Below are 22952 nucleotides of genomic sequence, written 5' to 3' on the forward strand. Positions count from 1 at the left end.
CCCCCTATCTCCCTCATCTCCCCACTTCCCACTCCCAAAAATTAAATACTTTTGAAATCATTCTCTTAATCAAGGTAATTTTCCCTAAAATCTATCAAGTGAGAGCGTGAGGCTATGAAGATTGGACGACAACTATCAAACTTACTTAAATCGGTTAGCAAGACTGACGCTGCCAGAAGCCTACAGATCCCAAGCCCAGCATATACAGGAATCTTCTAAGTTTCAGCCACATTCTGGGTTGAGACAAGCGGCATCCTTTCCTGGCTATACGCTAATTACCCCGCCGGCAGAAGAAGAATCACACAACTCTGCTTTCTATGCCAAATTACAGACTTACCAACAGGAACTTTTGCAGTTGCCTGTAAACCGTAATTTGATTGTACCTGTACCTCCTGCTAGCTTCCATCTGACTTTAGCGGATTTAATTTGGGACAATGCTTACCTTGACACCTACGAAAAAAATCCTAAATTTGACGAGGAGTTACACTCTTGTTTAGCTGAAATATTTCAAAAATATCAACAATTGATGACAAACAGGAGTCATCCAATTAAATGGCAAATGCTGGGACTAATACTGATGCCAAGAGCTGTAGCCATTTGTTTAGTCCCCCAAGATGAACGCTGTTACGAGGAAATTATTCAATTTCGTCGAACAATTTATCAAAATCCCAAGTTAATTGCCTTGGGTATTGAGCAGCATTATCACTTGACAGCCCATGTTACATTAGCCTATTTTGGGGAGGTTCCATCTGACCTAGACCGCATAAGCTTCAGCACCATGCTTTCTCAATTGAATGAAGAATGGCTGTTGAATTTGCCAGAATTTTTGATCGATCGTGTTGAATTACGAAAGTTTGACAACATGACACGCTATTATCGTGAACCAGACTGGCCGATTTTAGCTTTTTAAGTAATTAGTTAGTAGTTAGTAGTCAGTAGTTTCCACTCACTCACTGACAACTGACTACTAATGATTAGTTATGTCTGCCTTTTTGAAAGAATTAGGATATACCCAAGAGTAAAGACGCTAAAATTTACAGATGTTGACAACGGGTTAGATTGATGAGTCCGTCACTTGAAAAAATTTTAAGCGAGATTGAGCAACTGACTCCAGAAGACCAATTGACGGTAATGGGGCATTTGGTAGAGCGCATAAAAAAGCATATTAATCAAGCCCAACCAAAACGCAAGTGGAGCGATTTGAAGGGTATGGCTCCCTATCCGCTATTGGGTGAGGATGCTCAGGAATGGGTTTCGCGGACTCGACAAGAAGGAGATGAGCATCGAGAACGGTTGTTGCGAGGAGAGGAATGAAGATTAGTGATGCATTAGCTAATGTTTCTCGCTTGTTTCTCGATACAGCACCCGTAATTTATTTTGTAGAACGCAATCCGCAGTTTGTGGATTTAGTCGATTCAATTTTTGAGCGATTGTCAACTGACATTACAGCAGTAGCATCTGGGATAACGTTATCAGAGTGCTTGGTAGGTGCTATACGTCTGGGGTTAGCTGACTTAGAGCAAGCTTTTGTCGATGTGTTGCAACAATAACAAGTGGTTTTTGTGGAGATTAATGCTGCTATTGCGCGAGAAGCTGCGAGAATTCGGGTACGTTATAACCTTCAGTTACCCGATGCGTTGCAGGTGGCGGCGGCAATAATTGCTGGTTGTGAGGCGTTTTTGACCAATGATGCAGCTTTGAAGCGGGTAACGGAGTTAACGGTTTTGGTGGTGTGTGAGTTGGAAAGCGAGAACCCGTAACATACGCCCTTGGCGATCGCTTACAGTGCTGGTTGAAGTGGTTAGCAGTAATTGTCTAAAATAATTAGCTCAAAGATAAATCCTATGATTTTGTCTTATAGGTAAAGCTAGCTTTTTGTCAATGCTCTAAACAAAATCTCCAGCCTAAAATTTCGGTTGTTGATAACCGAGGTAAATTGCTTCTAAAAAAACATCAGGCGTAACAGCTTCTGGCAATTTTTCTAAATTAATAATAGCTTTAACTTGCTCGGCTAGCTTTAGAGATAGTGAGGCTCTTGCCTTTAACGACATTGCGCCACGTCGCTGTAAATACTCACGAATAACAGCAAAATCATCTGGCATCAATTGCGATAAATCAGCAATTTCGATTAACTGTTCATGAAGTCCTTTTGCTTGTTCTGAAATTGTCAATGTTGCAGATGCAGTGGGTGCTTGGGCTTGAATGACAATTGTGCCAGCAGCCAAATCACCTAAGCGCTTTTCGCGGCTACCCAGCATAATTAAAAAAGCACCGATAAACAAAGTTTCATCAAAGGGCCGCAGTAAAGCACGTAGCGTTGCTTGTTGTAACCCGATCAGTCTACCATCATCTCGAACTACACGAATTTTAGCAAAGCGTTTACCAGGAGTTTGCCCAAACCATAAGGTTTCAAAAAATACAAAATAACCGATGTAAATTGCAAAGGCGATAATGAAGAAAATTGCTAACAACCAAATATCTAAACTTGTTAAATTTTTAAAAAAATATTCAACAAAATTTAACAGCTGTGTCGAGAAGACACTCCAAGTAAGGACAAACAGAAGCAAAGTTACACCCAACACTGTATAGTCAATAAGGAGTGCCAAAGCTCGATTACCGATTCCCGCTAGAGTAAATTCCAACTCTACGCTTTCTGGAGTCTGGAATGTGATGCGATTAAAAAAGCGCATATTTTAACTAATTCAAAATTAATAGAGTTGGATTAAGGTGTTTAATTAACGAAAATCTTGCGAGGGAGGTTCTCGTAATTGTAAACCTAGACCTTCACGCCGACTACGCAAGTCCAAGTATAAAACAGCTTTTAGTGCTTGCCAAAATGGCATGACTAAAACTCCACCGATCAAGCTTCCAATCACAGAAATAAGATTAACAATCGAGTAAATAGCAGTACCAGGCTCAAGCCTGATTAGGAATAAGCTAGGTATATAGTTTAATACAAACACCAACGGCAATGTAACGATAAAACCAACTAAAACAATGCCTTGAATGCGAAAGACTGAGGCTTTAGTTAGATCCCAACTTCTGGCAACACTTTCGCCACCATTGATATTTTCCTCAACTGCTAAGGGCACTTCAGCTACTATCCAACGGGAGTAGAACCAAGTTAGTCCTAACAATATAATGCCTGCCGTTATAATTATTGCCAATGTGGTTGCAACTATAACGCCTGAACTGCCTAATATTCCTCCTAATGCTACTCCGATCAAGCCAGCTAGTACACCGCCCACGATCGCTAATCCAATATAAATTACCAGTAAAGATATACCTACTTGGAAACCAACTCTTAAAAAAGACCAAAGACGTGGATTAACATGGCTGCGGGCAGTTTGAACACTTTCAGGCTGGTAAATCAATTCTCCAAAAGCCAAGCGTGAAATTAGTCCAGAAATGGCTGCATATTTTGCCCAACCATACACAGGAACTAGAACCCACAAGTGCGCGATCGCAGCTAGGTTAAGATAAGTCTTCAAATGAGAACGATACAACTGTACCGCAGCACTGACAACGTTCCCGATACTCAGTGGTTGTATCTGGCCGGAAGAGCCAAAGTTTTCAGACATAATGGTAAATTTCCCTTGAAATTACGGAGATGAATTTGAGGCTATCTTAAGCTAAGTTAAACTCAGTGTTCCCAAAATTCATGAATATTCAACGTTGGATTGCGCGACGAGAACCGAATTGGCAGCGTTTGGATGCCCTATTAAGGCAGATAGAAAAAAAAGGGTTAAAGTCCTTACGGGCAGCAGAAATTAGAGAGTTAGCGAGTTTGTATCGTTCTGTAGCAGCAGATTTGGCACGTGCCCGCACTCAGCAAATCGGCAATACTTTAATCCAAAGTTTACAATCTTTAACAACTCGTGCCTATACGCAGATTTACCAAGGTTCGCGGCGACAAGAATGGCAGTCAATCCTAGAATTTTATCGTTGGGGATTACCATCTGTAGTCCAGAAATCATTTGTATATATTGCTGTGGCAACGGCGCTGTTTTTACTAGGCGCACTAGTGGCTTGGTGGTATTCCTGGCAAAACCCCAGCTTTATGCCTTTGATTGTACCTGAAAGCTTGATTACCAAAGTACGAGATGAGCATAAATTATGGATGGGTTCAATTGTCGGTGTTGAACCTCTGGCATCCAGCGGCATCGCAATCAATAATTTGTCGGTGTCTTTTGGGGCTGTCGCTGGTGGGATGACGGCTGGAGCATACACAGCCTATTTGATGGTATTTAATGGTTTATTAATTGGTGCTGTTAGTACTTTAGTTGGTCAAAATAATCTGGCTTATCCTTTTTGGGCCTTTGTGTTTCCGCATGGTTCCTTGGAATTACCGGCGATCTTTTTTGCTGGGGGCGCGGGATTTTTATTAGCAAGAGCAATTTTATTTCCTGGTAAATATCGCCGTGGAGATGCACTGAAATTCTATGGTTATCAGGCAGTGCAGCTAGTATTTGGGATTGTACCAATGTTGATTATTGCTGGTGCGATCGAAGGCTTTTTCTCCCCTAATCCTAATGTACCTGATGCAATTAAATATTTGGCAGGAATAGGATTATTTATACTTTTGGTGCTATATTGTAGCCGCAGGAAAGCATGAAATGATTAGCAAAAAAATCGTTAGTACGAAGTGAAATTTATAGTTTCCTGTCTACTTCAGGGTGTTTTTATCCTCTGGCTAATATGGTGGGGAGTCTTGGCACTTCTATTACCATTCAATGAATACGAAGGGTCAAGCATTCCAATTCCAGATTGCGATACTGATGTTGAATTAGTTGCTTGGCTAAGTATGTGGGTAATATGGTTGACTACAATTATTGTGGTAGGTGTAAGTATTCGTCTCAGGTTTTGGCAGCATCTGAGAATGCTATGGTTCATCAACATTATTGCTATAATTTTTTCACTTAGCAGTATTGTGAGATATCAAGAATTGATTCATTACAGTGAGCAGCTTCAGCAATATTGTAAATAACGGGACATTCCACCCTAAATAATTTAATTATGATTATTTCTCCTTTTGGTACTGTATTTTAGCTGCAACCAAACATTAAAGAATTTAGATGGCGGCTAATTGGCAAGGACAACAACCTTTACCTTTTGAGGAAATTGAGTCTGTTTTACCAGTGCCAGAATTTTGTCAGGGGTTACAGTTGACGGTAGGTGATATTTTTGGATGGTTAAAGGTGACTGCGTAACAAATATTTGGTTCAAGCAAACTTACTATTCTTACGCTGAAATATACCAAGACGCACAAATGATATGCCAAAACGCATCATCACCGAATTATCTGATGAACAATTAGATTTCATTATTTACTCACCTTTAATTATTTAAATTAAACTTTAAATTTTTATTAATTTTTAATCAAATAATTTAGTCAATCAAAATCAATAAGAAAAAATCTTTTAATTTAATATTTAAACAGACATTAATTTTTTATTCATCATTTGTTAAACAAAGTTTAAATATAAAAAATGTACCTTGTTTTAAGACTGGAATAACACCAAGGAAATATTCCTTTAATCAGAGGTAATATGATTTTCTCGACCGCCAAATTCAATCGTGTCGTTGCTACTTCAATGGTGACAACTTCTGTTGCACTTAGTCCATTTTTTGGTGCGATCGCACAAGCTGAAACTCTCAATGGTGCAGGAGCAACTTTCCCGGCTCCGCTTTACGAACGCTATGCTCGTGAAGTGAAGAAGAAATATCCAGACTTAAAAATTAACTACCAAGCAATTGGTAGTGGTGGCGGTATTCGTCAAGTCATCGCTGGAACCGTTGACTTTGGTGGTAGTGATGCTGCAATGAAAGATGATGAAATCGCTAAAGTCAAGAATGGTGCAATCTTAGTACCTACAGCAGGCGGTGCTGTTTCTGTTGTTTACAATCTTCCAGGTGTTAACGATCTCAAATTATCCCGCGCTACATTACCAGCAATTTATTCGGGTCAAATTACCAAATGGAATGACGCAAAAATTAAAGCTGATAATCCAGGCGCTAATCTACCAAATCAAACAATTAAATTTGCTGTTCGTGCTGATGGTAGCGGTACAACTTTCATTTTTACGAATCACTTGAGTGCCATCAGCGGTTATTTTAAAGGCAGAGTTGGAACTAACACTGCTCCAAAATGGAATCTGCCAAATGTCCTCAAAGGCAAAGGGAATCCCGGTGTAGCTGCTATAGTAGCTCGTACTCCTGGTTCTATTGGTTATGTTGAATATAGCTACGCTGTCCAAAATAAGCTGAAATCAGCATTGGTACAAAATAAGAACGGAGAATTTGTTGCTCCTTCTTTAGAATCTGCAAATGCAGCTTTATCAACTGTCACTTTCCCAGACAACTACCGCGTTTTTATAGGAGATCCAGGACAAGGTTATCCCATTGTCGGTCTTACTTGGATGATGGTTTACAAACAGTATGCTAATGCTGCTAAAGCTGATGCAATTAAGAAATGGATTAATTGGGTATTGAAAGATGGTCAACAATATAACGATGACCTTAACTACACCAAAATTCCATCGGATGTAGTAAATCGAGTGCTTCAGACAGTGAATAGCTCTGTCAAGCCTTAATTTGTAATTTTTAGAAATTACGCAAAAGACGATCCCTCAATTCCCTTAAAAAGGGAAGAGTGCTTTGAATATATCCCCCTTTTAAAAAGTTTAGGGGGATTATTTTACTAATTTCTTTCCCTAATAGACTGAGTTAATAACTCCCTCTACCAGTAATAAAAATCTATTTTACTGATTTGTAATGGCAAATTTATCAGATGATTCAAATCTAGGCGATGAAAATTTCAATCTAACTACTACCAGCGGCACAAATTTCTGGTTTGACCAAGGTTTTACACAGCTAGTATACTTTTTTTCCGTGATTACCGTTGCAGTACTCTTTTTGATGAGTTGGGTAGTTTTACACGAAGCTCTACCAGCCATTAAGCAGTTTGGAATAGGGTTTTTGTGGGGACAAGATTGGGATACAGGTAATCAGATTTTTGGTGCATTACCCTATATTTATGGAACTTTGGTAAGTAGTGCGATCGCTATTTTATTCGCTGTCCCAGTGGGAATTGCAGTAGCCTTGGTCACGAGTGAAAATTTTTTACCTACATCACTGCGAACCACCCTAGCATTTGTTGTTGAATTAATTGCCGCAATTCCCAGTGTAATTATTGGTTTATGGGCAATTTTTGTCTTTATTCCAGTTCTAGAACCTCTACAAAAGTGGTTAGCCAATACTTTTAAATGGATACCACTTTTTAATACAGAAGATCCTTCTGGGACTAATATGTTGACTGCTGGATTTATTCTCGCCATCATGATTTTGCCCACAATGGCAGCAATTAGTCGTGATGTGTTAATGGCTATACCTAAAGAATTGCGTAGTGCATCTATGGCTTTGGGTGGCACTCGTTGGGAAACCATTTTTCGAGTCTTGCTACCATCTGGATTTTCTGGAATAGTAAGTGCAGCAATGCTTGCTTTAGGACGGGCTTTGGGTGAAACAATGGCCGTTACTATGGTGATTGGTAACTCTGCTCAAATCAGCGCTTCTTTACTCGATCCAGCTTATACAATTCCCTCTGTATTAGCTAATGAATTTGCCGAAGCTGAACCGGGTTTGCATATAGGTGCTTTAAGCTATTTAGCACTGATTTTGTTTGGGTTGACTTTAGCTGTAAATATTGGCGCTGTAATCTTGGTGAAGTGGGTTGGCGGGAAAAATAAATAACACTATTTTACCTTGAAATCACTACAAATAATCCAGTCTAATAAAACGTTTATCAATCAAAATTTCTCAAACTTATGAGTGGTTACATCCAGTCAGAAACAGATGAATCTTTGGCGGCAGAATTATGCAGTCCTCTCCCAACAGAGCGAGTAATATTTACATACGCAATGAATGCGATCGCTTTTGGTCTTACAGGTATAGTACTCATTCCTTTATTATCAATTTTGTGGGAAATTTTCGTCCGGGGAATATCTGGACTCAAATCAGAAATGTTTGTCAAAGCAGTTATTGATAATGGCTTTGGCAATGCCATCTTGGGAACCATAATCATGGTGGTAATTGGTGCTATTTTAAGCATTCCCACAGGGATCATGACAGGAATTTTCTTAGCAGAATTTAATCAAACTAACCCAGTTGCTAGTATCGTTCGTTTTGTTACTAGTATTCTTACAGGTGTGCCTTCAATTGTTGTCGGCGTGTTTGCTTATGGTGTGATAGTTTTGGTAACTAAAGGATTTAGTGCGATCGCAGGTGGTTTTGCTTTAGCCGTGATTATGCTACCTGTAATTATACTGACAACAGAAGAATCCTTAAAACTGATTCCCACATCTCAACGCCTCGCCTCCGCTGCTTTAGGTGGAACTCGCTTCCAAACTACTTTTCGCATTGTTGTAACTACAGCAATCCCTGGAATCACTACAGGTATTTTATTAGCTGTAGCTCGTGCGGCTGGTGAAACAGCACCCTTAATTTTTACCGCTTTATTTAGTCTAGATTGGTCAGAAGGATTGTTAAGTCCAACAGCTTCTTTACCAGTATTGATTTTTAACCTCTATAACGACCCCGACCCCCAAAAAAGTCAATTGGTATGGACTACTTCTATAGTTCTACTCGGCTTAATTTTATGTGTCAGTATTATCTCTCGCTTAGTTATTAGGCAGAGAAGAATAAATTGAAGAAGAATTCAGAATTCTGAATTCAGGTGGTCGCCGAGCGCAGTCGAGGTGAGTCAGAATCAAGATGTTTGCGTTCGCTATTCGTCAGTCGTACAGAATTCATACTGAATCCTGACTCCTGACTCCTGACTCCTGAATTCTGTTTTGATAAATTTTTATTTCGCACCTTGGGAAAGCATGAGTAACCTAATTCCAGCTATCAAAGTTAAAAATATCAGCTTTTACTATGGCACAATCAAAGCAATTGAAAAGGTGTCAATAGATATTTACCAAAACCAAGTCACGGCAATTATTGGCCCTAGTGGTTGTGGTAAATCTACCTTCATCAAAATTCTTAATCGCATTAGCGAATTAGAAGGGCCTGTAAAAATTGAAGGAAATGTAGAATTCTTTGGTCAGAATATTTATGCTCCTCGTGTCAACATAAATCGTTTACGCCGCCAAATCGGTATGGTATTTCAAAAACCAAATCCTTTTCCTATAAGCATTTACGAAAATGTTGCCTACGGGATGAGAATAGCAGGTAGGCATTCAAAATTAGAATTAGATGAAATTGTTGAATCTGCACTTCACAGTGCTGCTCTTTGGGATGAAGTCAAAGATAAGCTCGATAAATCAGCTTTAGGGCTTTCTGGTGGTCAGCAACAAAGATTATGTATTGCCCGTGCTTTAGCAGTCAAGCCAAAAGTTCTGCTGATGGATGAGCCTTGCTCGGCTCTTGACCCCATCGCCACCATGAAAGTTGAAGAACTACTCCACAGTTTACAGTCTGAGTTGACAATTGCGATCGTTACTCATAATATGCAGCAAGCCGCTCGCGTCTCTGATTTTACGGCTTTCTTTAGCACCGATGAAAGTCGGATTGGTCAAATGGTTGAATTTGGCGCTACAGAGCAAATCTTTAACAACCCATTAGACCCCCGCACCCGCGACTACATTTCAGGGCGTTTCGGTTAAGATACTTTCAAGCGTGACTTATTGATTTTTGTCGAACTAGCTTGCACTAGAAGATACTCATAAAATGTAGTTTAAAAAAGTTACTAATTTATCTTTATAAAAAACTAACTCCTCACTATTTATGAGAAATATACAGCAATACAGTTCAGTTAAGCCTAAAACTCAACTTCTATGTAGGTTGGGTTGAGGAACGAAACCCAACACTTCCTTGACTTTGTTGGGTTTCACTTCGTTCTACCCAACCTACAATTTTCTTAACTTAACGGTATTGAAATATACAGTAAAATTCATAATTCAGGAGTAAAACACTCTTTATATAGGAATCATATTTGATTTCTGAAAAAATCTCGGTAGTCTTGTAATGGACTGTCATGGCTTTAATGTTGCAAAAAAATTGTAGGTTGGGTGAAGCGGAGCGCAACCCAACAAAAGTCTACGTCTAATGAACTATTTTGCGTAGACATTCCACTACCTGCATTTCAAAAATCAAATACTAGTCCTTATCTGGGTAACAGACTTAGCTTGTGTAACCTCACCAAATTGAAATCTGCTGTATGATATTCATATTTTCATTTCTACGTAGCTATTTTAAATTGAACTAGACCTAATCCTTTTTTATAAGAAAGGATGCTATATCAGTCAAGGTGCAAAAGATAGGTATAAAAAGTCTGTAAAAGATCGATTTTGGAACACAGTCTTGATACAAATATTTAATAACACTTTATTTGCTGTATGACTAGTGTGTAGCTACGTAATTTCTATGAATATCTCATTTTGGCAGTAACATAGTGAAACAGCATTGCTGATTTGTACTGTTTTACTTAATCAAGTTTTGTTTCACACGTTTTAGGAATATGAGTAAACTAATTCCAGCCATCAGAGTCAAAAACTTCAGCTTCTCTTACGACACTCAAAAGATAGTTGAAGGCGTGTCAATGGATATTTACCAAAACCATGTCACGGCAATTATTGGTTCTAGTGGTTGTGGGAAGTCTACTTTTCTTAAATCGTTAAATCGCATGAGTGAATTAGAAGCAGAAGTAAAGGTTGAAGGAAAAGTGGAATTTTTTGGGCAGAGTATTTATGAGCGTCGTGTTAACATCAATCGCTTACGTCGCCAAGTTAGCATGGTTTTTCCCAAACCAAATCTTTTTCCCATGAGCGTTTACGATAATGTTGCTTATGGGGTGAAGTTAGTTGGATGGCATCCGAAAGTAGAATTAGATGGAATTGTTGAATCTGCCATCAAAGCTGCCGAACTTTGGGATGAAGTGAAAAATAAGCTGCACAAATCTGCTTTAGAGCTTTCTGGTGGTCAACAGCAAAGATTATGTATTGCCCGTGCTTTAGCGGTCAAACCTAATGTTTTGCTGATGGATGAGCCTTGTTCAGGTCTCGATCCTATGGGTAGTATGAAAATCGAGAATTTGATCCATAATTTGCGTTCTGAGTTGACAATTGTGATTGTTAGTCACAATATGCAGCAAGTTACTCGCCTATCTGATTTTACGGCTTTCTTTTATAGTAATGAAAATCGTATTACTCAAATGGTTGAATTTGGTACTACAAATAAAATATTCACTAACCCTGTGGATTCTCGCACCCGCGACTATGTTTTCGCTCGCGTCAGTTGAAGCGCTTCTTAAATTCTAGCCATTCAGAGGGTTACTACATAGTGCAAGCGGAAATTAAGGGTTGAATTGAATTTCCGCTTGCTTTAAGTTTTTCTGGTGTTAGGCAATGCAATCTGATATTGACAGTATTTTTTTATACTATATATTTAAAGACAAGTATTTGCTTTAGACCACCTGAATCATAAAATGAAATGTCCCCGGTGCGAATCTACTTCATATCGTAAAAATGGTCGTCGGAATGACAAGCAGAATTACCTGTGCAAAAATTGTGGTAAACAATTCCTAGAACCCGCATTCTCTCGTCCCTTAGAAACCGACTTGCTTGCTAACAGCAACGGATACACTAAAGTATCTACGGCTGAAACGATGGAACTTTCTTTAGTAAAAAACCTGCCAGAAGAAAAAATCACAGAGACAAGCCTTGACTCTTTTAGTTTGACATTAGCTGAACAACTGCTGCAAACAATATTATCGCCTGGTTGGTTAGAATCTGCTGCTTTCAGCCAATTTATTCAAAAAATTCAACAAAAAGCTGAAATAAAGTATCAATTAGAAACAGGGATATCGCTTCTACTTTTGGATGCAGAAAACTTAAAACTAGATATTAATTCAGAATTATTTTTAGCTAGTGTCTGCAAATATCCCCTCCAATTTAAAATGGCATTTGCCAACTGGAAAAATCCAAGTATTGGAAAGCAAGATATTGAACTATATAACCGTGGCTATCAACTTGTCCATGTGCCAGAGGGTAAGGATAGTGCTGATGCAAAAATGATCGCTTTCGGTGCTTGTATTGTACGTTCTTATCCAACAGTTAAAGAAATATTAGTCTGTTCTAGTGATGGAATTTTAATTCACCTTTGCAACGAACTCCAAAACCAAGGATTAATTGTCTATTGGGTACGTAGACAAGGGCAAAGTTTGCATATAGAAAACCGGAATACTGGCAAATTAACTCATTATTCCTTAGCAATGGCAACAGAAGTTCCATCCTTGGAAAAAGTGGTTGAGCAAATTCAAGATTTAATTAAAAATGAACAAGATTCAATCAATACTCGATTACACAGGTTAACAACCATTGCAAGTTTATTTCAAGAAAGATCCAATATTACTAATAAATCTAATCATAAGAAACCAGAAATTGAGGAAATTATCCCTATTATAGATAATTCATCTGCACAATCTATTCAAGAAGAATCTGCGGAAATTCCTAATGAAAAAACATTAGATAAATTACTATTAAAAATTATTCAAGATATACAAACAAAGTCTCCTAAAACTAAATTATCTGTGTCCAAACTAGGTTCAGAGTTACAGAAAATAACTGGAGAGTCTCCTAATTCAATTATTAAAAAATTAAAGTTAGGTTCCAATTTTACCAAATATTTAGAATCATCTCCCACATTTACATTAAAGGCGAGTGGCAAGGAATATGAGGTAATGGTGCTACTCAGCGAGTAAATACTTTCTATATGTCTACCTACAACCTAAGCCTGTAATTCTGTATTATGTAAAAAGATGTAAAGAAATGTAAATAATACAATGCAGGATAAAGTTGTTGTTATTGTCGGTGCTACTGGTGGTATTGGTTCAGCTTTAACACAAAAACTTGCGCCTACCGGAGTTCGGTTGGTACTGGCTGCCAGAGATGCGGTGCGTTTAACCACACTGGCTGCTGATTTACCAGGAGAAGTTTTAACTGTTCCCACCGATATTACTGACCCCAAACAGGTAGATACTTTGATAGAAAAGACCATCGCTGAGTTTGGTCAAATTGATATTTTAGTGAATGCAGCTGGTGCTGGTATACTCAAGCCCTACAACAGCCTAGAACCCGCTGATTTAGACAAGATGCTAGATGTCAACTTAAAAGGTAGCTTTTACACCACTCAGGCGGCTGCTGAAGAGATGCAAAAGCGCAAGTCTGGTCACATCTGTAATGTCGTAGGAATTCTGGGCAAGCATTCGATGGGGATGGCGGCAGCTTATTCGGCTTCTAAGTTTGGTGTTGTCGGTTTTAGCAAGTGCATGGCAGAGGAACTCAAGCGTTTTGGTATCAAGTTCACGCTATTCTACTTTGGTGGGGTAGATTCTCCTTTTTGGGATAACGTCAACCTAAAAGTAGACCGAAAAAAAATGCTCAGTCCTGAAACTGCTGCCAATGCGATTTTCTTTGCTCTTTCTGCCGAACCGCAAGCTGTGCCAATGGAAATTAACATTCAACCTGATAGTCATTTGTTCTTTTAAAGGGGGAGTGCGCCTAGATAATTCTTGCTTAGGAAGGACGTGAAAATCTAGCAAAAAAGGCAAAATTTACAGATATATAAACTGTTATGCTGAATTTTCAGTATCTATGAAAATTGATCACGTTCATTTCTATGTAGAAGACGCCAAAGTATGGCGGGATTGGTTTGTACACCATCTTGGTTTTCAAGCAGTAACCGATCGCATCAGTTCATTTCACACTTGTACAGAAGTGGTGAAAAATGGTGATGTCTGCTTTTTTCTGTCTTCACCACTGTTACCTACAAGTCCAGTAGCTGAATTTCTGCGTCAATATCCACCTGGTGTGGCAGATGTGGCTTTTGCTGTCGAAGATGTCGAAGGCGCGATCGCACAAGCTCAAAAACACGGTGCTACAATCCTACAACCCATCCAAGAACGCAAGGTAGGTACGGTGTTCATCAAATGTGGCAAAATTGCTGCCTGGGGTGGATTGACTCATACATTGATAGAAAGGTCATTGGTCATTTGTCCGTCGTCATTTGTAACTAACACAAATGACAAAGAACAAATGATAAATGACAACACTTTTACCGCCATAGATCACGTAGTGCTAAACGTGGCAGTTGGTGAATTGGATGGTGCTGTGGCTTGGTACGAAAAAATCCTAGATTTTCAACCCCAGCAGGCATTTAAAATTAAAACCAATCGCTCTGCTTTACACAGCCAGGTGATGGTTTCACATAATGGTAGCGTCCAATTGCCAATTAATGAACCGGCTTCTGAGAATTCTCAAATTCAGGAATTTCTAGATGTCAATCGGGGGCCAGGAATTCAACATATTGCCTTGCGGACGACTAATCTTGTGAGTGCGATCGCTAAATTTCGTGCCAGTGGTTTATCCTTACTCTCGGTTCCCCAAACCTATTACTCACAGCTAAAACAGCGTCCAGGACTCACGCTATCACCCTTAGAATTAGAAGCGATCGCTCAACAGGAAATTCTGGTGGACTGGCAAGAATATACTTCCGTAGAGGCACAACAAACCGCGCCCCTACTACTGCAAATTTTCACCCAGCCCATTTTTGAACAACCGACATTTTTCTTTGAGTTTATTGAACGCCGTTTCCAAGCTCAAGGTTTTGGCGAAGGTAATTTTCGCGCTTTATTTGAAGCCATTGAAAGCGAACAAATCAAACGCGGTACTTTGCAATGATGCCTGAGTGCAAAATATCAATTGAAATTAGCTAAACTTGATAGTCTCGAAAAATAGACATACATCTGAGATAATTTTAATAAAAATTAACATTTTCCGCCGATGCTAAGACTGATTACTGACTTCGACGGCCCAATTATTGATGTTTCCGAACGGTACTACCGCGTTTATCAATTCTGCTTAGATAAAACCCGTCGCCCAGATCAAGTAGTGCAAGAACTTCCGAAAGCGGAATTTTGGCAGTTAAAGCGATCGCGTGTTCCTGAAAAACAAATCGCCTTAAATTCTGGGTTAGACGAAGCCCAAGCCCAAGAATTCGCCCAATTGCGGCGGCAAACTGTGCATACAGAAGCTTATTTCAACTATGACACTCTCGCGCTTGGTGCTGTGGATGCACTGTTAAAAATTCAAGAAGCTGGAATTGATTTGGCAGTTATGACGATGCGCCGAGTTCGAGAACTAGATTATGCCTTTAAAAAATACGATTTAGGTAAATTTTTCCCGGAAAATCGCTGTTACTGTCTAAGTAACGACTACGTTAAAACTCGCGATATTGAAGATAAGCCCTTGTTAATGGCTAGGGCATTAAAAGAACTGCCCCCGGCTGCTGATACCTGGATGGTGGGAGATACGGAAGCCGACATCACCGCTGCGAAAAATTATGGTATTAAGGTAATGGCTGTAGAATCTGGGATTCGCGATCGCACCCAACTAGAACTTTACCACCCCGACTTAATCGTTCAGGATTTCAGCACTGCTGTAGATATAGTTCTAAAACCTAAATATTTGGTATAAAAAGGCTCTGTAGCTGCAACAGATTCAATAAATCAGAAATTCAGGTTGCAAATTAAAATAGGAGTCAAAATAGGTATTTTGACTCCTGACTTTTTTATCTTAGAAGAACACACATAAACCATGTCTTCTTTATACAAACGTACTTACGGCAGTGGTTTAACGTAGAAAACTACTAATTAACCACAACAATATAAACGTCACTACAGTAGAGAACTGATTCGTTTCCAGACTGATAAATGATATTTGTGGTAAGAGCCAGCTAGCAACTAGTCCCCCAACGATTAGGCCAATTATTAAACTGACCAGGGTGAACAAAACTGCTCGGCCAAATTTGCCTTCCTTGCGATTGAGAAAGTAAATACTAGTGCCTACGCCAACCACCAATGCTAACTGCAAAACCTGATCGCCTCCCTCTGGATAGAACAGGCTAATAGAACTCAAACCGAGAAACCAAGCTCCTGGTAAGAGTATATCCGCAGGAGTTGGCTGATCCAGCATCCGTTGCAGCCATGCGGGTGACTGCTGGCGAGGGGTTGGACTTTCTTTAGGAGGCGATTGCACTCGCAACTCTGGAAACCGTATCCGCTCAGGGACTTTGATTTTACCTTCCTGGCGCATCCGTAAGCGATCCATTAAAATCGCATCGTAAGCAGCCTCAATCACTTCTAAATGCTTGGCATCGCCATTATGTTGCTCGAATAGGCGATTACGAGCATCCTGAATTTCATCGAAGCTAGCCTCTTCTGATACCCCAAGTTTTTCGTAGGGATTTTGATCGCTCATGGGAGTTTGTTACTTCAGCCTCAATCAGCGGCAGTCTTTTATCGAATAAAAAACAGCTTTAGGTTTTATTTTGATCGAAACTAAAGTCTCGACCTAATTTATATGCCCTACCAGGATAGTAGCACGGGTTAGTTTGATCGACTTTGTAATTTCAACTATAGTAACTTTAACATATCGCTATAACTCCGTGTATACCCTCATGTCGTTGTCTAATTCTGGCTCTAATCTAGAATTTGAACGGAGAGTACCTAAAAGTCATGGTTTTTATGAAAAAATCAACTTTAATGTTTCAAATTTGGCAACTTACTGTGCCCTAAAAGAGTTTTTTTAATTATACTGAATAATCGCTTGTGGTATATATCCACATATCGATTTAAAATTGAAACGTTTTAAGTTACCACCTAACGGGGATTGAGAAGGTGTCTTGCTATCAAGAACGGTTGCAGTTAAAGTCAGAGCGCTTATATACTGTTGGCTAACAGAAGTTTCGCCTTCTAATTGCCTACAATCCTGATTAGAGTATTTATTTTTGAGCGATCGGGATTGTTATACCGTAGCCATGTAGATTCTTAGTTAGTCCTAAAGTGGCAACTGCGTTTTTACGCAACTTTCTTGTTAATCTTACGAATTTTTGTGCAAAGTAATGGTCATGGCTCCCGCCAAGATTCTTGTAGTTGACGACGACCCTGCGGTTCGGAATTTAATCCAACGCTTTTTAATTAAGCAGAACTATCAGGTGGAGGCTGCCGAAGACGGAAAGACAGCCTTAAATCTATTTGAGCAATTTAACCCTGATTTGGTGATTCTAGATGTGAATTTACCAGATGTCACAGGGTTTAACCTCTGCCAAGAGATGCAAAGTCGTAATGGTGTTTTTGTTTTGATGTTGACTAGCCGTGCTGACGAAGCTGATAAAATTCGCGGCTTTGCTAAAGGTGCTGACGACTATCTCACCAAGCCTTTTGGACTAGGAGAGCTAGAAGTCAGAGTCGGAGCTATTTTGAGGCGTCAGCGAGTGATAACTACTGCCGAGCAGAAACGCTTGGTATTTGAAAAACTTATGATCGATCCAGTGCGACGGGAGGTAGCACTTAATAACCAAGCAGTACCTTTAACTGCTCTGGAATTTGACTTGTTGCATTTTTTAGCTAGTCATCCAGGCCGAGTTTGGCGGCGGGCAGAACTAATCCAAGAGGTGTGGGATTATGAATATGTCGGCGACCAGCGGGTTGTAGATGTTCATATTGGCCAAATTCGCAAGAAGATTGAAATTGATGCTAGTCAGCCAGCATTAATTCAAACTGTACGTGGCGTAGGCTATAAATTTGAATCTCCTGCTCATCCCCAGCATTTGGAAGCCAAGTCCTAAGTTTATAGTCTAGAGTTTTTTAACTCTTGACTGTTGACTCTTGGGGTAGTGGTTGGTGAATTTTCTTGGTTTTAGTAACAGACAAATTTAGATAATCAAAATAAGTAGATATTCCTCAAATACACGCCAAACAGTGATTTGAGATATTTATTTATCTATTTAAGATAGTGGACAAGGGAGAGAGTCCACAGGAAAAAATTTCTTGGTAGTTACCGTTTTGGTAGATATAACGGTGCTGAGATTGCAATTCATAGGGCACATAGCTGTGCATTGGTGTCAACTTAAGCTAAATTCCCCCTAAAACCCCGTTTCTAGCCTCTTTGGGCTGCTGTAAGTCAGGGAGGCGGTAGCCTCAAATGAGAACAAAGGTAAATTTCGACCCGTTACCAACTAGTTTTGGCAATAATTAAGAGAAACTATTAGAACTTTTTTATGGATCGGAATCTACCGATCTTTTTTATTGTAATTTTGCCGATCGCTATTAGCTTAAGATCCGGTTAATGGGGCACGGTATGCCGTGCCCCATTAATAGGGGAATAACGCCCTTCATACCAGTACCTATGGGGTGTCTAGTAAATTAGCTGTTGCTGGTGAGTCGGTACAGGACATTTCTACTGTGGAGTGGTGGAACAAAGTTTCCAGATAGACTCGAGCAGCACGGCGATCGCTATCTCCATTTTGGAGTAAAAACAATGATAGTGCCGCCGTCAATACTCTGTTTTCATCCCAATCGGGATGGGTTTCTAAGTAGTTTTTTAAGGATTCGTGGAGTGTTTCAGGAATTTCTGTAAAGATGCTAACCGTTGATTTCATGAGATTTTCCTCCTATGAGGATAATCAAGAGGGACAAGTTGCTTGCGGTAAAGCGGTTTAGAGCTTTACACGCTCTTTCGCTATCCCGACAATTTGCACTTACATCCGATGGTAATATATTTTACACATTTGATGCCAGCCGATTGAACGGATTATAAAAGCAAGCCGCATCATTGTGCGCCAAGAGGGGGTGGGTTTGTCAATGCTGCGAAATGTTAAAAACGATTGTATAAAAAATAAATACGAACGAAATAATCAGAGTTTAAGGCACTTTTTTGTTACTTTACTTCACAAAAACTCAGTCCTTAAACTTCTTTGGTACTTATAATCAACAATCCCCAGTAAGACAGCAAGAAGCCTATTAGCTCGTATAGCACCTGTGGAAAACTGCTAAAATCCCTGTGGAAACCCTGTGGAATGAGTGAGGAAAATAGTAGCCAATGATAAGAATTACAAAAATGTCATCAACCTATGACATTTAAGCTCATGAAATTAGCTTCTCAATCTCAGTTATCATCGTGGTTGCCCTCGATACATCCCCAGGTCTGGATTTTCGCAATTGGGAGATTTCTCTCAGAAGTTGGCACCGGCTTTACCCTGTTTTACGCCCCCATCTTTTTTGTTAATCAACTTGGTTTATCTGCAACTAGTGTTGGGGTAGCCTTGGGTAGCGCCTCGATTTCCGGCATTCTAGGGCGGATTGCAGGTGGTTCTTTGGCTGATTCTGAATATTGGGGACGCCGCCGCACTTTGTTGCTAGCAACGGCGATTTCAGCAATTGCTTCTCTAGTTTTAGCTACAACCAATAATTTCACTTCTTTGGTAATCGGTAGCTTGATTAGCGGTTTAGGGATAGGTTTCTATTGGCCGGCGGCTGAAGCTGTGGTTGCTGACGCTAGCCAAATTGACAATCGCCGGGAAACTTTTGCGATCGCCAGACTAGCTGATAATCTGGGGTTAGCGATCGGAATTGTGCTAGCAGGGTTTTTGATCGCGATAATTGGGAGTTATCGCTGGCTATTTGTGATTGATGCCATCTCTTTTATGGTATTTTTTGGGGTTGTCTATGTGGGGATTACTGAAACTGAACAACAGCAGATAGAGGAATCTGAAAAGACAGAACTTTTTGCTGCTTGGATGGCAGTATTAAGCGATCGCCGTTTCCTGGTCTACATCGCAGTTAATATATTCTTTACAATCTATATTTCTCAAATCCACAGCACCCTGCCGCTTTACTTCAAAAACTTTGTCTTTGTCGAAAGTACCGCCAAGGGATTTGCTGAAACTACCATTAGCGGACTATTTGCTTGGCATCTGGTGTTTGCAATTATTTGTCAGTTGCCTGTCACCAGCATTTTAAAACGCTGCTCTCACACACTTGCGCTCACTGTTTCGGCTATTTTCTGGGCAATTGGTTTCGGACTGATTTGGATAAGCGGTACAGCCCCATCTCATCATCTGATTTGGGTAATATTGGCATTGGGAGTATTTGCTGTGGCGATTGTTTCTTATACTCCATCTGCTGCCTCTTTAGTGACTGAGTTAGCCCCGGAAAATCAACGCGGCGTTTATTTTTCCATCAACGCTTTGTGCTGGGCTGTTGGCTCTTTTATTGGTCATCCCTTGGGTGGATGGGCATTAGATCAACCCCATATTATTACCAATACTTACTGGCTAGGCTTCATCTTGAGCGTAGCGATCGCTGTGGTAATTTTACAGTATCTCAATCGAATTTTGGCTGATTAAGGCGATCTGTTTTTTACTCTATTGCCGACGTTCTTGGAGCTTGCGATATACCGATTTTAAATCAACTTGATGGTGAGCTAAGGCCACCAAAGTATGATATAGCAAATCAGCCACTTCACCAGCGATCGCATCTGCTTCATCATCTTTAAAAGCCATTACCACCTCAGCGGTTTCTTCACCAATCTTTTTCAAAATTTTGTTATCGCCACCTGCGAATAGTTTACAAGTGTAAGAACTTTCAGTAGGATTGTCGCGGCGATCGCATATTATTTGAAACAATTGCGACAATGTATCTCCTGGTGGCGCAAGAATTTTACCTTCTATTTGGTGAAAACAACTGCGCTCTCCAGTATGGCAAGCAACATCTCCTAATTGTTCTACGCCAATGAGCAGCGCATCACTATCACAGTCATAACGGATACTTTGCACCTTTTGGATATGCCCAGAAGTCGCTCCCTTGTGCCACAATTCTTGTCGAGAACGGCTCCAAAACCAAGTTTCTTCAGTTTCTAAAGTCTTTTGTAACGACTCCTGATTCATCCACGCCATCATCAGGACAGTACCATCTAGATAGTCTTGGACAATTGCAGGCACCAGACCCCGTTCATCGTAGCGAATTTTATCAACCGGGATGGTGTAATGCAGCGATCGCGAATCGTTAGAAGACATACCAGCTAGTTTGCTCTCATGAGAATAATTTATGGATTCACGATACCATTCAAAATAGGGCAGCTGGTATGTTTTTTTTGAATTAAATATCCAAAGTCAAGTCTTCATTGGACTTGCATAACATAATGTTATTTTTTTGGTTTCGCTACGCTAATTTTCTAGGATAGAAATTCTAAGCAGTGTTTGATCCTATCCTAAGATAGAGCTTTTTATTGCCCACTGTTAGGAGAGAACTTTGGTAAACACCACAATTAAAACAACAAAATCACAAGAAATCTTCGCCGCTGCTCAAAATCTCATGCCCGGAGGAGTCAGTTCTCCAGTTCGTGCCTTTAAATCTGTGGGCGGACAACCCATAGTTTTTGATCGTGTCAAAGGCGCGTATATTTGGGATGTAGATGGCAATAAATACATAGACTATGTAGGCACTTGGGGCCCAGCTATTTGTGGTCATGCTCATCCAGAAGTAATTGCAGCGTTGCATGAAGCTTTAGAAAAAGGTACTAGTTTCGGCGCTCCCTCAGTCCTAGAAAATGTTTTGGCAGAAATGGTCATCGATGCCGTTCCTAGCATCGAAATGGTCAGATTTGTTAATTCTGGAACTGAAGCTTGTATGGGAGTTTTGCGGCTGATGCGGGCTTTCACCAACCGGGAGAAAATCATCAAGTTTGAAGGTTGCTACCACGGACACGCCGATGCGTTTCTAGTAAAGGCGGGTTCTGGTGTTGCTACACTTGGTTTGCCAGACTCACCGGGAGTACCTAAATTAGCAACTAGCACCACTCTAACTGCGCCTTTCAATGACTTAGAAGCCGTTAAAGCTTTATTTGAAGAAAACCACGACGAGATTGCCGGTGTTATTCTTGAGCCAGTCGTCGGCAATGCTGGATTTATCGCACCTGATGCTGGCTTCCTAGAAGGTTTACGAGAACTAACTCACGAGTATGGAGCGTTATTAGTATTTGACGAAGTGATGACAGGCTTCCGCATTGCTTACGGTGGCGCTCAAGAAAAATTTGGCGTCACTCCCGATTTAACAACCTTGGGTAAGGTGATTGGTGGTGGTTTGCCAGTAGGGGCTTATGGTGGTCGTCGAGATATTATGTCAATGGTTGCGCCCGCCGGCCCCGTATATCAAGCTGGAACACTTTCTGGTAATCCTTTAGCAATGACTGCTGGGATTAAGACTTTAGAATTGCTGCAAAAGCCAGGTACTTACGAGTCTCTTGAGCGGATTACTAAAAAGCTAGCAGATGGTTTGCTGCAAATTGCCAAAGAAACTGGTCATGCAGCTTGTGGGGGTCAAATCAGCGCCATGTTCGGCTTATTCTTTACCGCTGGCCCAGTTCATAACTACGAAGATGCGAAAAAGTCTGATACAGCTAAATTCGGACGTTTCCATCGCGGGATGTTAGAGCGCGGTGTTTACTTAGCACCCTCTCAATTTGAAGCTGGGTTTACATCTTTTGCTCACACTGAAGAAGACATTGAGCAGACTTTAGCAGTTGCACGGGATGTAATGTCTAGCCTGTAACCTGTTAAGGGTAAGGGATTTCCAAAGAAAAAGTATCCTGTTAACTCTTGTGGGGTGGGTATCTTGCCCCACAAAATGGATGATTTATAGGAAGTCCCTTTTTTGAGACAAAAACAAGCGTGCGGAATTTTCGGACTCACTCTAAAGCATTATTTGCAGAATTTTCAGCAGTTAATGGTGTTCAATCCTCTGACGCTGTTGGGGATAGAAGAAATTTTTTAACAGGTTTGCTCTCTACCGTCATTACTCAAGAAAGGTCACATCTTCGTCATCATTTCGCAATGGCTTTGTCAAGAGAATATGCAATATTTAGCCTACATTAAGATTCATAGTTAATGAGGCAAGATTAATAAATTATAGAGGGCTAAGTCCCTGGCAACTAAGAAGTGTCAAGTTTTGTGACTCTTGTTTGGATCTCCGTTACAAAACTTAACTTAATTACAAATTATTTTACTTGCCTTTTGCAGTTCTCGAAATTCCCCCTCATACCCCATAGATTATAAAA

At 40.2% G+C, this 22952-nt stretch carries 23 protein-coding genes and 1 pseudogene; 19 read left to right on the forward strand and 5 right to left on the reverse strand.

What is annotated here, in order from left to right; translation table 11 throughout:
- Positions 1-121: 121 nt before the first annotated feature.
- From CDG76_RS09360 to CDG76_RS38235, 4 genes are all read left to right on the forward strand, one after another.
- Complete coding sequence (locus tag CDG76_RS09360; RefSeq protein WP_190240806.1) at positions 122-910, forward strand: DUF1868 domain-containing protein; 789 nt, start codon at positions 122-124, stop codon at positions 908-910.
- Between the two features lie 152 nt (positions 911-1062).
- On the forward strand, positions 1063-1314 hold the full coding sequence (locus tag CDG76_RS09365; protein WP_094348780.1) for a hypothetical protein: 252 nt from the start codon (positions 1063-1065) through the stop codon (positions 1312-1314).
- Positions 1311-1550: a hypothetical protein gene (locus tag CDG76_RS38230; RefSeq protein WP_223265191.1), complete on the forward strand. Its 240-nt coding sequence runs from the start codon at positions 1311-1313 to the stop codon at positions 1548-1550. The genes CDG76_RS09365 and CDG76_RS38230 overlap by 4 nt, the downstream gene beginning before the upstream one ends.
- Positions 1551-1562: 12 nt before the next feature.
- A complete protein-coding gene (locus CDG76_RS38235; protein ID WP_223265192.1) occupies positions 1563-1760 on the forward strand; it encodes a type II toxin-antitoxin system VapC family toxin in 198 nt (65 codons plus the stop codon).
- A 144-nt stretch (positions 1761-1904) separates the two neighbouring features.
- On the opposite strand, the gene CDG76_RS09375 is transcribed toward CDG76_RS38235, so the two are convergent.
- Together CDG76_RS09375 and CDG76_RS09380 are read right to left on the reverse strand one after the other, a co-directional pair.
- Complete coding sequence (locus CDG76_RS09375) at positions 1905-2690, reverse strand: RDD family protein (RefSeq protein WP_094348781.1); 786 nt, start codon at positions 2688-2690, stop codon at positions 1905-1907.
- Between the two features lie 45 nt (positions 2691-2735).
- Positions 2736-3581, reverse strand: a complete 846-nt coding sequence (locus tag CDG76_RS09380) for a hypothetical protein (protein WP_094348782.1) — start codon at positions 3579-3581, stop codon at positions 2736-2738.
- Between the two features lie 80 nt (positions 3582-3661).
- Here CDG76_RS09380 and CDG76_RS09385 point away from each other — a divergent pair, with 80 nt between their 5' ends.
- The 12 genes from CDG76_RS09385 to CDG76_RS09440 all read left to right on the forward strand — a co-directional run bounded on the left by CDG76_RS09385 (position 3662) and on the right by CDG76_RS09440 (position 15533).
- Positions 3662-4615 (forward strand): stage II sporulation protein M, encoded by a 954-nt coding sequence (locus tag CDG76_RS09385; protein WP_094348783.1) that lies wholly within the window; start codon positions 3662-3664, stop codon positions 4613-4615.
- Between the two features lie 96 nt (positions 4616-4711).
- Positions 4712-4987, forward strand: a complete 276-nt coding sequence (locus CDG76_RS09390; protein ID WP_143854062.1) for a hypothetical protein — start codon at positions 4712-4714, stop codon at positions 4985-4987.
- An 88-nt stretch (positions 4988-5075) separates the two neighbouring features.
- A complete protein-coding gene (locus tag CDG76_RS39035; RefSeq protein WP_262984316.1) occupies positions 5076-5210 on the forward strand; it encodes a hypothetical protein in 135 nt (44 codons plus the stop codon).
- A 339-nt stretch (positions 5211-5549) separates the two neighbouring features.
- Positions 5550-6593, forward strand: a complete 1044-nt coding sequence (pstS, locus tag CDG76_RS09400) for a phosphate ABC transporter substrate-binding protein PstS (RefSeq protein WP_094348785.1) — start codon at positions 5550-5552, stop codon at positions 6591-6593.
- A 181-nt stretch (positions 6594-6774) separates the two neighbouring features.
- Complete coding sequence (gene pstC / locus CDG76_RS09405; RefSeq protein WP_094348786.1) at positions 6775-7752, forward strand: phosphate ABC transporter permease subunit PstC; 978 nt, start codon at positions 6775-6777, stop codon at positions 7750-7752.
- 74 nt (positions 7753-7826) lie between these two features.
- On the forward strand, positions 7827-8708 hold the full coding sequence (gene pstA, locus CDG76_RS09410; RefSeq protein ID WP_094348787.1) for a phosphate ABC transporter permease PstA: 882 nt from the start codon (positions 7827-7829) through the stop codon (positions 8706-8708).
- Positions 8709-8885: 177 nt separating this feature from the next.
- Complete coding sequence (gene pstB, locus CDG76_RS09415; protein WP_094348788.1) at positions 8886-9665, forward strand: phosphate ABC transporter ATP-binding protein PstB; 780 nt, start codon at positions 8886-8888, stop codon at positions 9663-9665.
- 854 nt (positions 9666-10519) lie between these two features.
- Positions 10520-11299: a phosphate ABC transporter ATP-binding protein gene (locus tag CDG76_RS09420; protein ID WP_094348789.1), complete on the forward strand. Its 780-nt coding sequence runs from the start codon at positions 10520-10522 to the stop codon at positions 11297-11299.
- A gap of 186 nt (positions 11300-11485) precedes the next feature.
- On the forward strand, positions 11486-12760 hold the full coding sequence (locus tag CDG76_RS09425) for an IS1/IS1595 family N-terminal zinc-binding domain-containing protein (protein WP_094348790.1): 1275 nt from the start codon (positions 11486-11488) through the stop codon (positions 12758-12760).
- Between the two features lie 81 nt (positions 12761-12841).
- A complete protein-coding gene (locus CDG76_RS09430) occupies positions 12842-13546 on the forward strand; it encodes an SDR family oxidoreductase (RefSeq protein WP_094348791.1) in 705 nt (234 codons plus the stop codon).
- 106 nt (positions 13547-13652) lie between these two features.
- Positions 13653-14738, forward strand: coding sequence for a 4-hydroxyphenylpyruvate dioxygenase (gene hppD / locus CDG76_RS09435; RefSeq protein WP_094348792.1), 1086 nt, complete (start codon positions 13653-13655; stop codon positions 14736-14738).
- A 102-nt stretch (positions 14739-14840) separates the two neighbouring features.
- A complete protein-coding gene (locus tag CDG76_RS09440) occupies positions 14841-15533 on the forward strand; it encodes an HAD family hydrolase (protein ID WP_094348793.1) in 693 nt (230 codons plus the stop codon).
- A gap of 156 nt (positions 15534-15689) precedes the next feature.
- Here CDG76_RS09440 and CDG76_RS09445 read toward each other — a convergent pair whose 3' ends face one another.
- A complete protein-coding gene (locus CDG76_RS09445) occupies positions 15690-16316 on the reverse strand; it encodes a CPP1-like family protein (protein ID WP_094348794.1) in 627 nt (208 codons plus the stop codon).
- 649 nt (positions 16317-16965) lie between these two features.
- Here CDG76_RS09445 and CDG76_RS09450 point away from each other — a divergent pair.
- Entirely contained in the window at positions 16966-17685 is a 720-nt protein-coding gene (locus CDG76_RS09450) for a response regulator transcription factor (RefSeq protein ID WP_094348795.1), read from the forward strand.
- Between the two features lie 621 nt (positions 17686-18306).
- On the opposite strand, the pseudogene CDG76_RS09455 reads toward CDG76_RS09450, so the two are convergent.
- A pseudogene (locus tag CDG76_RS09455) lies at positions 18307-18498 on the reverse strand (DUF2811 domain-containing protein); the annotation flags it as partial.
- A gap of 471 nt (positions 18499-18969) precedes the next feature.
- On the opposite strand from CDG76_RS09455, the gene CDG76_RS09460 reads away from it, so the two are divergent.
- Positions 18970-20244 (forward strand): MFS transporter, encoded by a 1275-nt coding sequence (locus CDG76_RS09460; protein ID WP_094348797.1) that lies wholly within the window; start codon positions 18970-18972, stop codon positions 20242-20244.
- Positions 20245-20262: 18 nt separating this feature from the next.
- Here CDG76_RS09460 and hisIE read toward each other — a convergent pair whose 3' ends face one another.
- Entirely contained in the window at positions 20263-20913 is a 651-nt protein-coding gene (gene hisIE / locus CDG76_RS09465) for a bifunctional phosphoribosyl-AMP cyclohydrolase/phosphoribosyl-ATP diphosphatase HisIE (RefSeq protein WP_094348798.1), read from the reverse strand.
- 235 nt (positions 20914-21148) lie between these two features.
- On the opposite strand from hisIE, the gene hemL reads away from it, so the two are divergent.
- On the forward strand, positions 21149-22447 hold the full coding sequence (gene hemL / locus CDG76_RS09470; RefSeq protein ID WP_094348799.1) for a glutamate-1-semialdehyde 2,1-aminomutase: 1299 nt from the start codon (positions 21149-21151) through the stop codon (positions 22445-22447).
- Positions 22448-22952 lie beyond the last annotated feature (505 nt).

It is taken from the genome of Nostoc sp. 'Peltigera membranacea cyanobiont' 210A, from assembly GCF_002246015.1.
Lineage (GTDB): Bacteria > Cyanobacteriota > Cyanobacteriia > Cyanobacteriales > Nostocaceae > Nostoc.

What these genes read in the sequence shown, in the direction of transcription:
- CDG76_RS09365 (WP_094348780.1), top strand. Translation starts at nt 1,063, where the DNA reads ATGAGTCCGTCACTTGAAAAAATTTTAAGCGAGATTGAGCAACTGACT.
- CDG76_RS38230 (WP_223265191.1), top strand. Translation starts at nt 1,311, where the DNA reads ATGAAGATTAGTGATGCATTAGCTAATGTTTCTCGCTTGTTTCTCGAT.
- CDG76_RS09375 (WP_094348781.1), bottom strand. Translation starts at nt 2,690, where the DNA reads ATGCGCTTTTTTAATCGCATCACATTCCAGACTCCAGAAAGCGTAGAG.
- CDG76_RS09380 (WP_094348782.1), bottom strand. Translation starts at nt 3,581, where the DNA reads ATGTCTGAAAACTTTGGCTCTTCCGGCCAGATACAACCACTGAGTATC.
- CDG76_RS09385 (WP_094348783.1), top strand. Translation starts at nt 3,662, where the DNA reads ATGAATATTCAACGTTGGATTGCGCGACGAGAACCGAATTGGCAGCGT.
- CDG76_RS39035 (WP_262984316.1), top strand. Translation starts at nt 5,076, where the DNA reads ATGGCGGCTAATTGGCAAGGACAACAACCTTTACCTTTTGAGGAAATT.
- pstS (WP_094348785.1), top strand. Translation starts at nt 5,550, where the DNA reads ATGATTTTCTCGACCGCCAAATTCAATCGTGTCGTTGCTACTTCAATG.
- pstC (WP_094348786.1), top strand. Translation starts at nt 6,775, where the DNA reads ATGGCAAATTTATCAGATGATTCAAATCTAGGCGATGAAAATTTCAAT.
- pstA (WP_094348787.1), top strand. Translation starts at nt 7,827, where the DNA reads ATGAGTGGTTACATCCAGTCAGAAACAGATGAATCTTTGGCGGCAGAA.
- pstB (WP_094348788.1), top strand. Translation starts at nt 8,886, where the DNA reads ATGAGTAACCTAATTCCAGCTATCAAAGTTAAAAATATCAGCTTTTAC.
- CDG76_RS09420 (WP_094348789.1), top strand. Translation starts at nt 10,520, where the DNA reads ATGAGTAAACTAATTCCAGCCATCAGAGTCAAAAACTTCAGCTTCTCT.
- CDG76_RS09425 (WP_094348790.1), top strand. Translation starts at nt 11,486, where the DNA reads ATGAAATGTCCCCGGTGCGAATCTACTTCATATCGTAAAAATGGTCGT.
- CDG76_RS09430 (WP_094348791.1), top strand. Translation starts at nt 12,842, where the DNA reads ATGCAGGATAAAGTTGTTGTTATTGTCGGTGCTACTGGTGGTATTGGT.
- hppD (WP_094348792.1), top strand. Translation starts at nt 13,653, where the DNA reads ATGAAAATTGATCACGTTCATTTCTATGTAGAAGACGCCAAAGTATGG.
- CDG76_RS09440 (WP_094348793.1), top strand. Translation starts at nt 14,841, where the DNA reads ATGCTAAGACTGATTACTGACTTCGACGGCCCAATTATTGATGTTTCC.
- CDG76_RS09445 (WP_094348794.1), bottom strand. Translation starts at nt 16,316, where the DNA reads ATGAGCGATCAAAATCCCTACGAAAAACTTGGGGTATCAGAAGAGGCT.
- CDG76_RS09450 (WP_094348795.1), top strand. Translation starts at nt 16,966, where the DNA reads ATGGCTCCCGCCAAGATTCTTGTAGTTGACGACGACCCTGCGGTTCGG.
- CDG76_RS09460 (WP_094348797.1), top strand. Translation starts at nt 18,970, where the DNA reads ATGACATTTAAGCTCATGAAATTAGCTTCTCAATCTCAGTTATCATCG.
- hisIE (WP_094348798.1), bottom strand. Translation starts at nt 20,913, where the DNA reads ATGTCTTCTAACGATTCGCGATCGCTGCATTACACCATCCCGGTTGAT.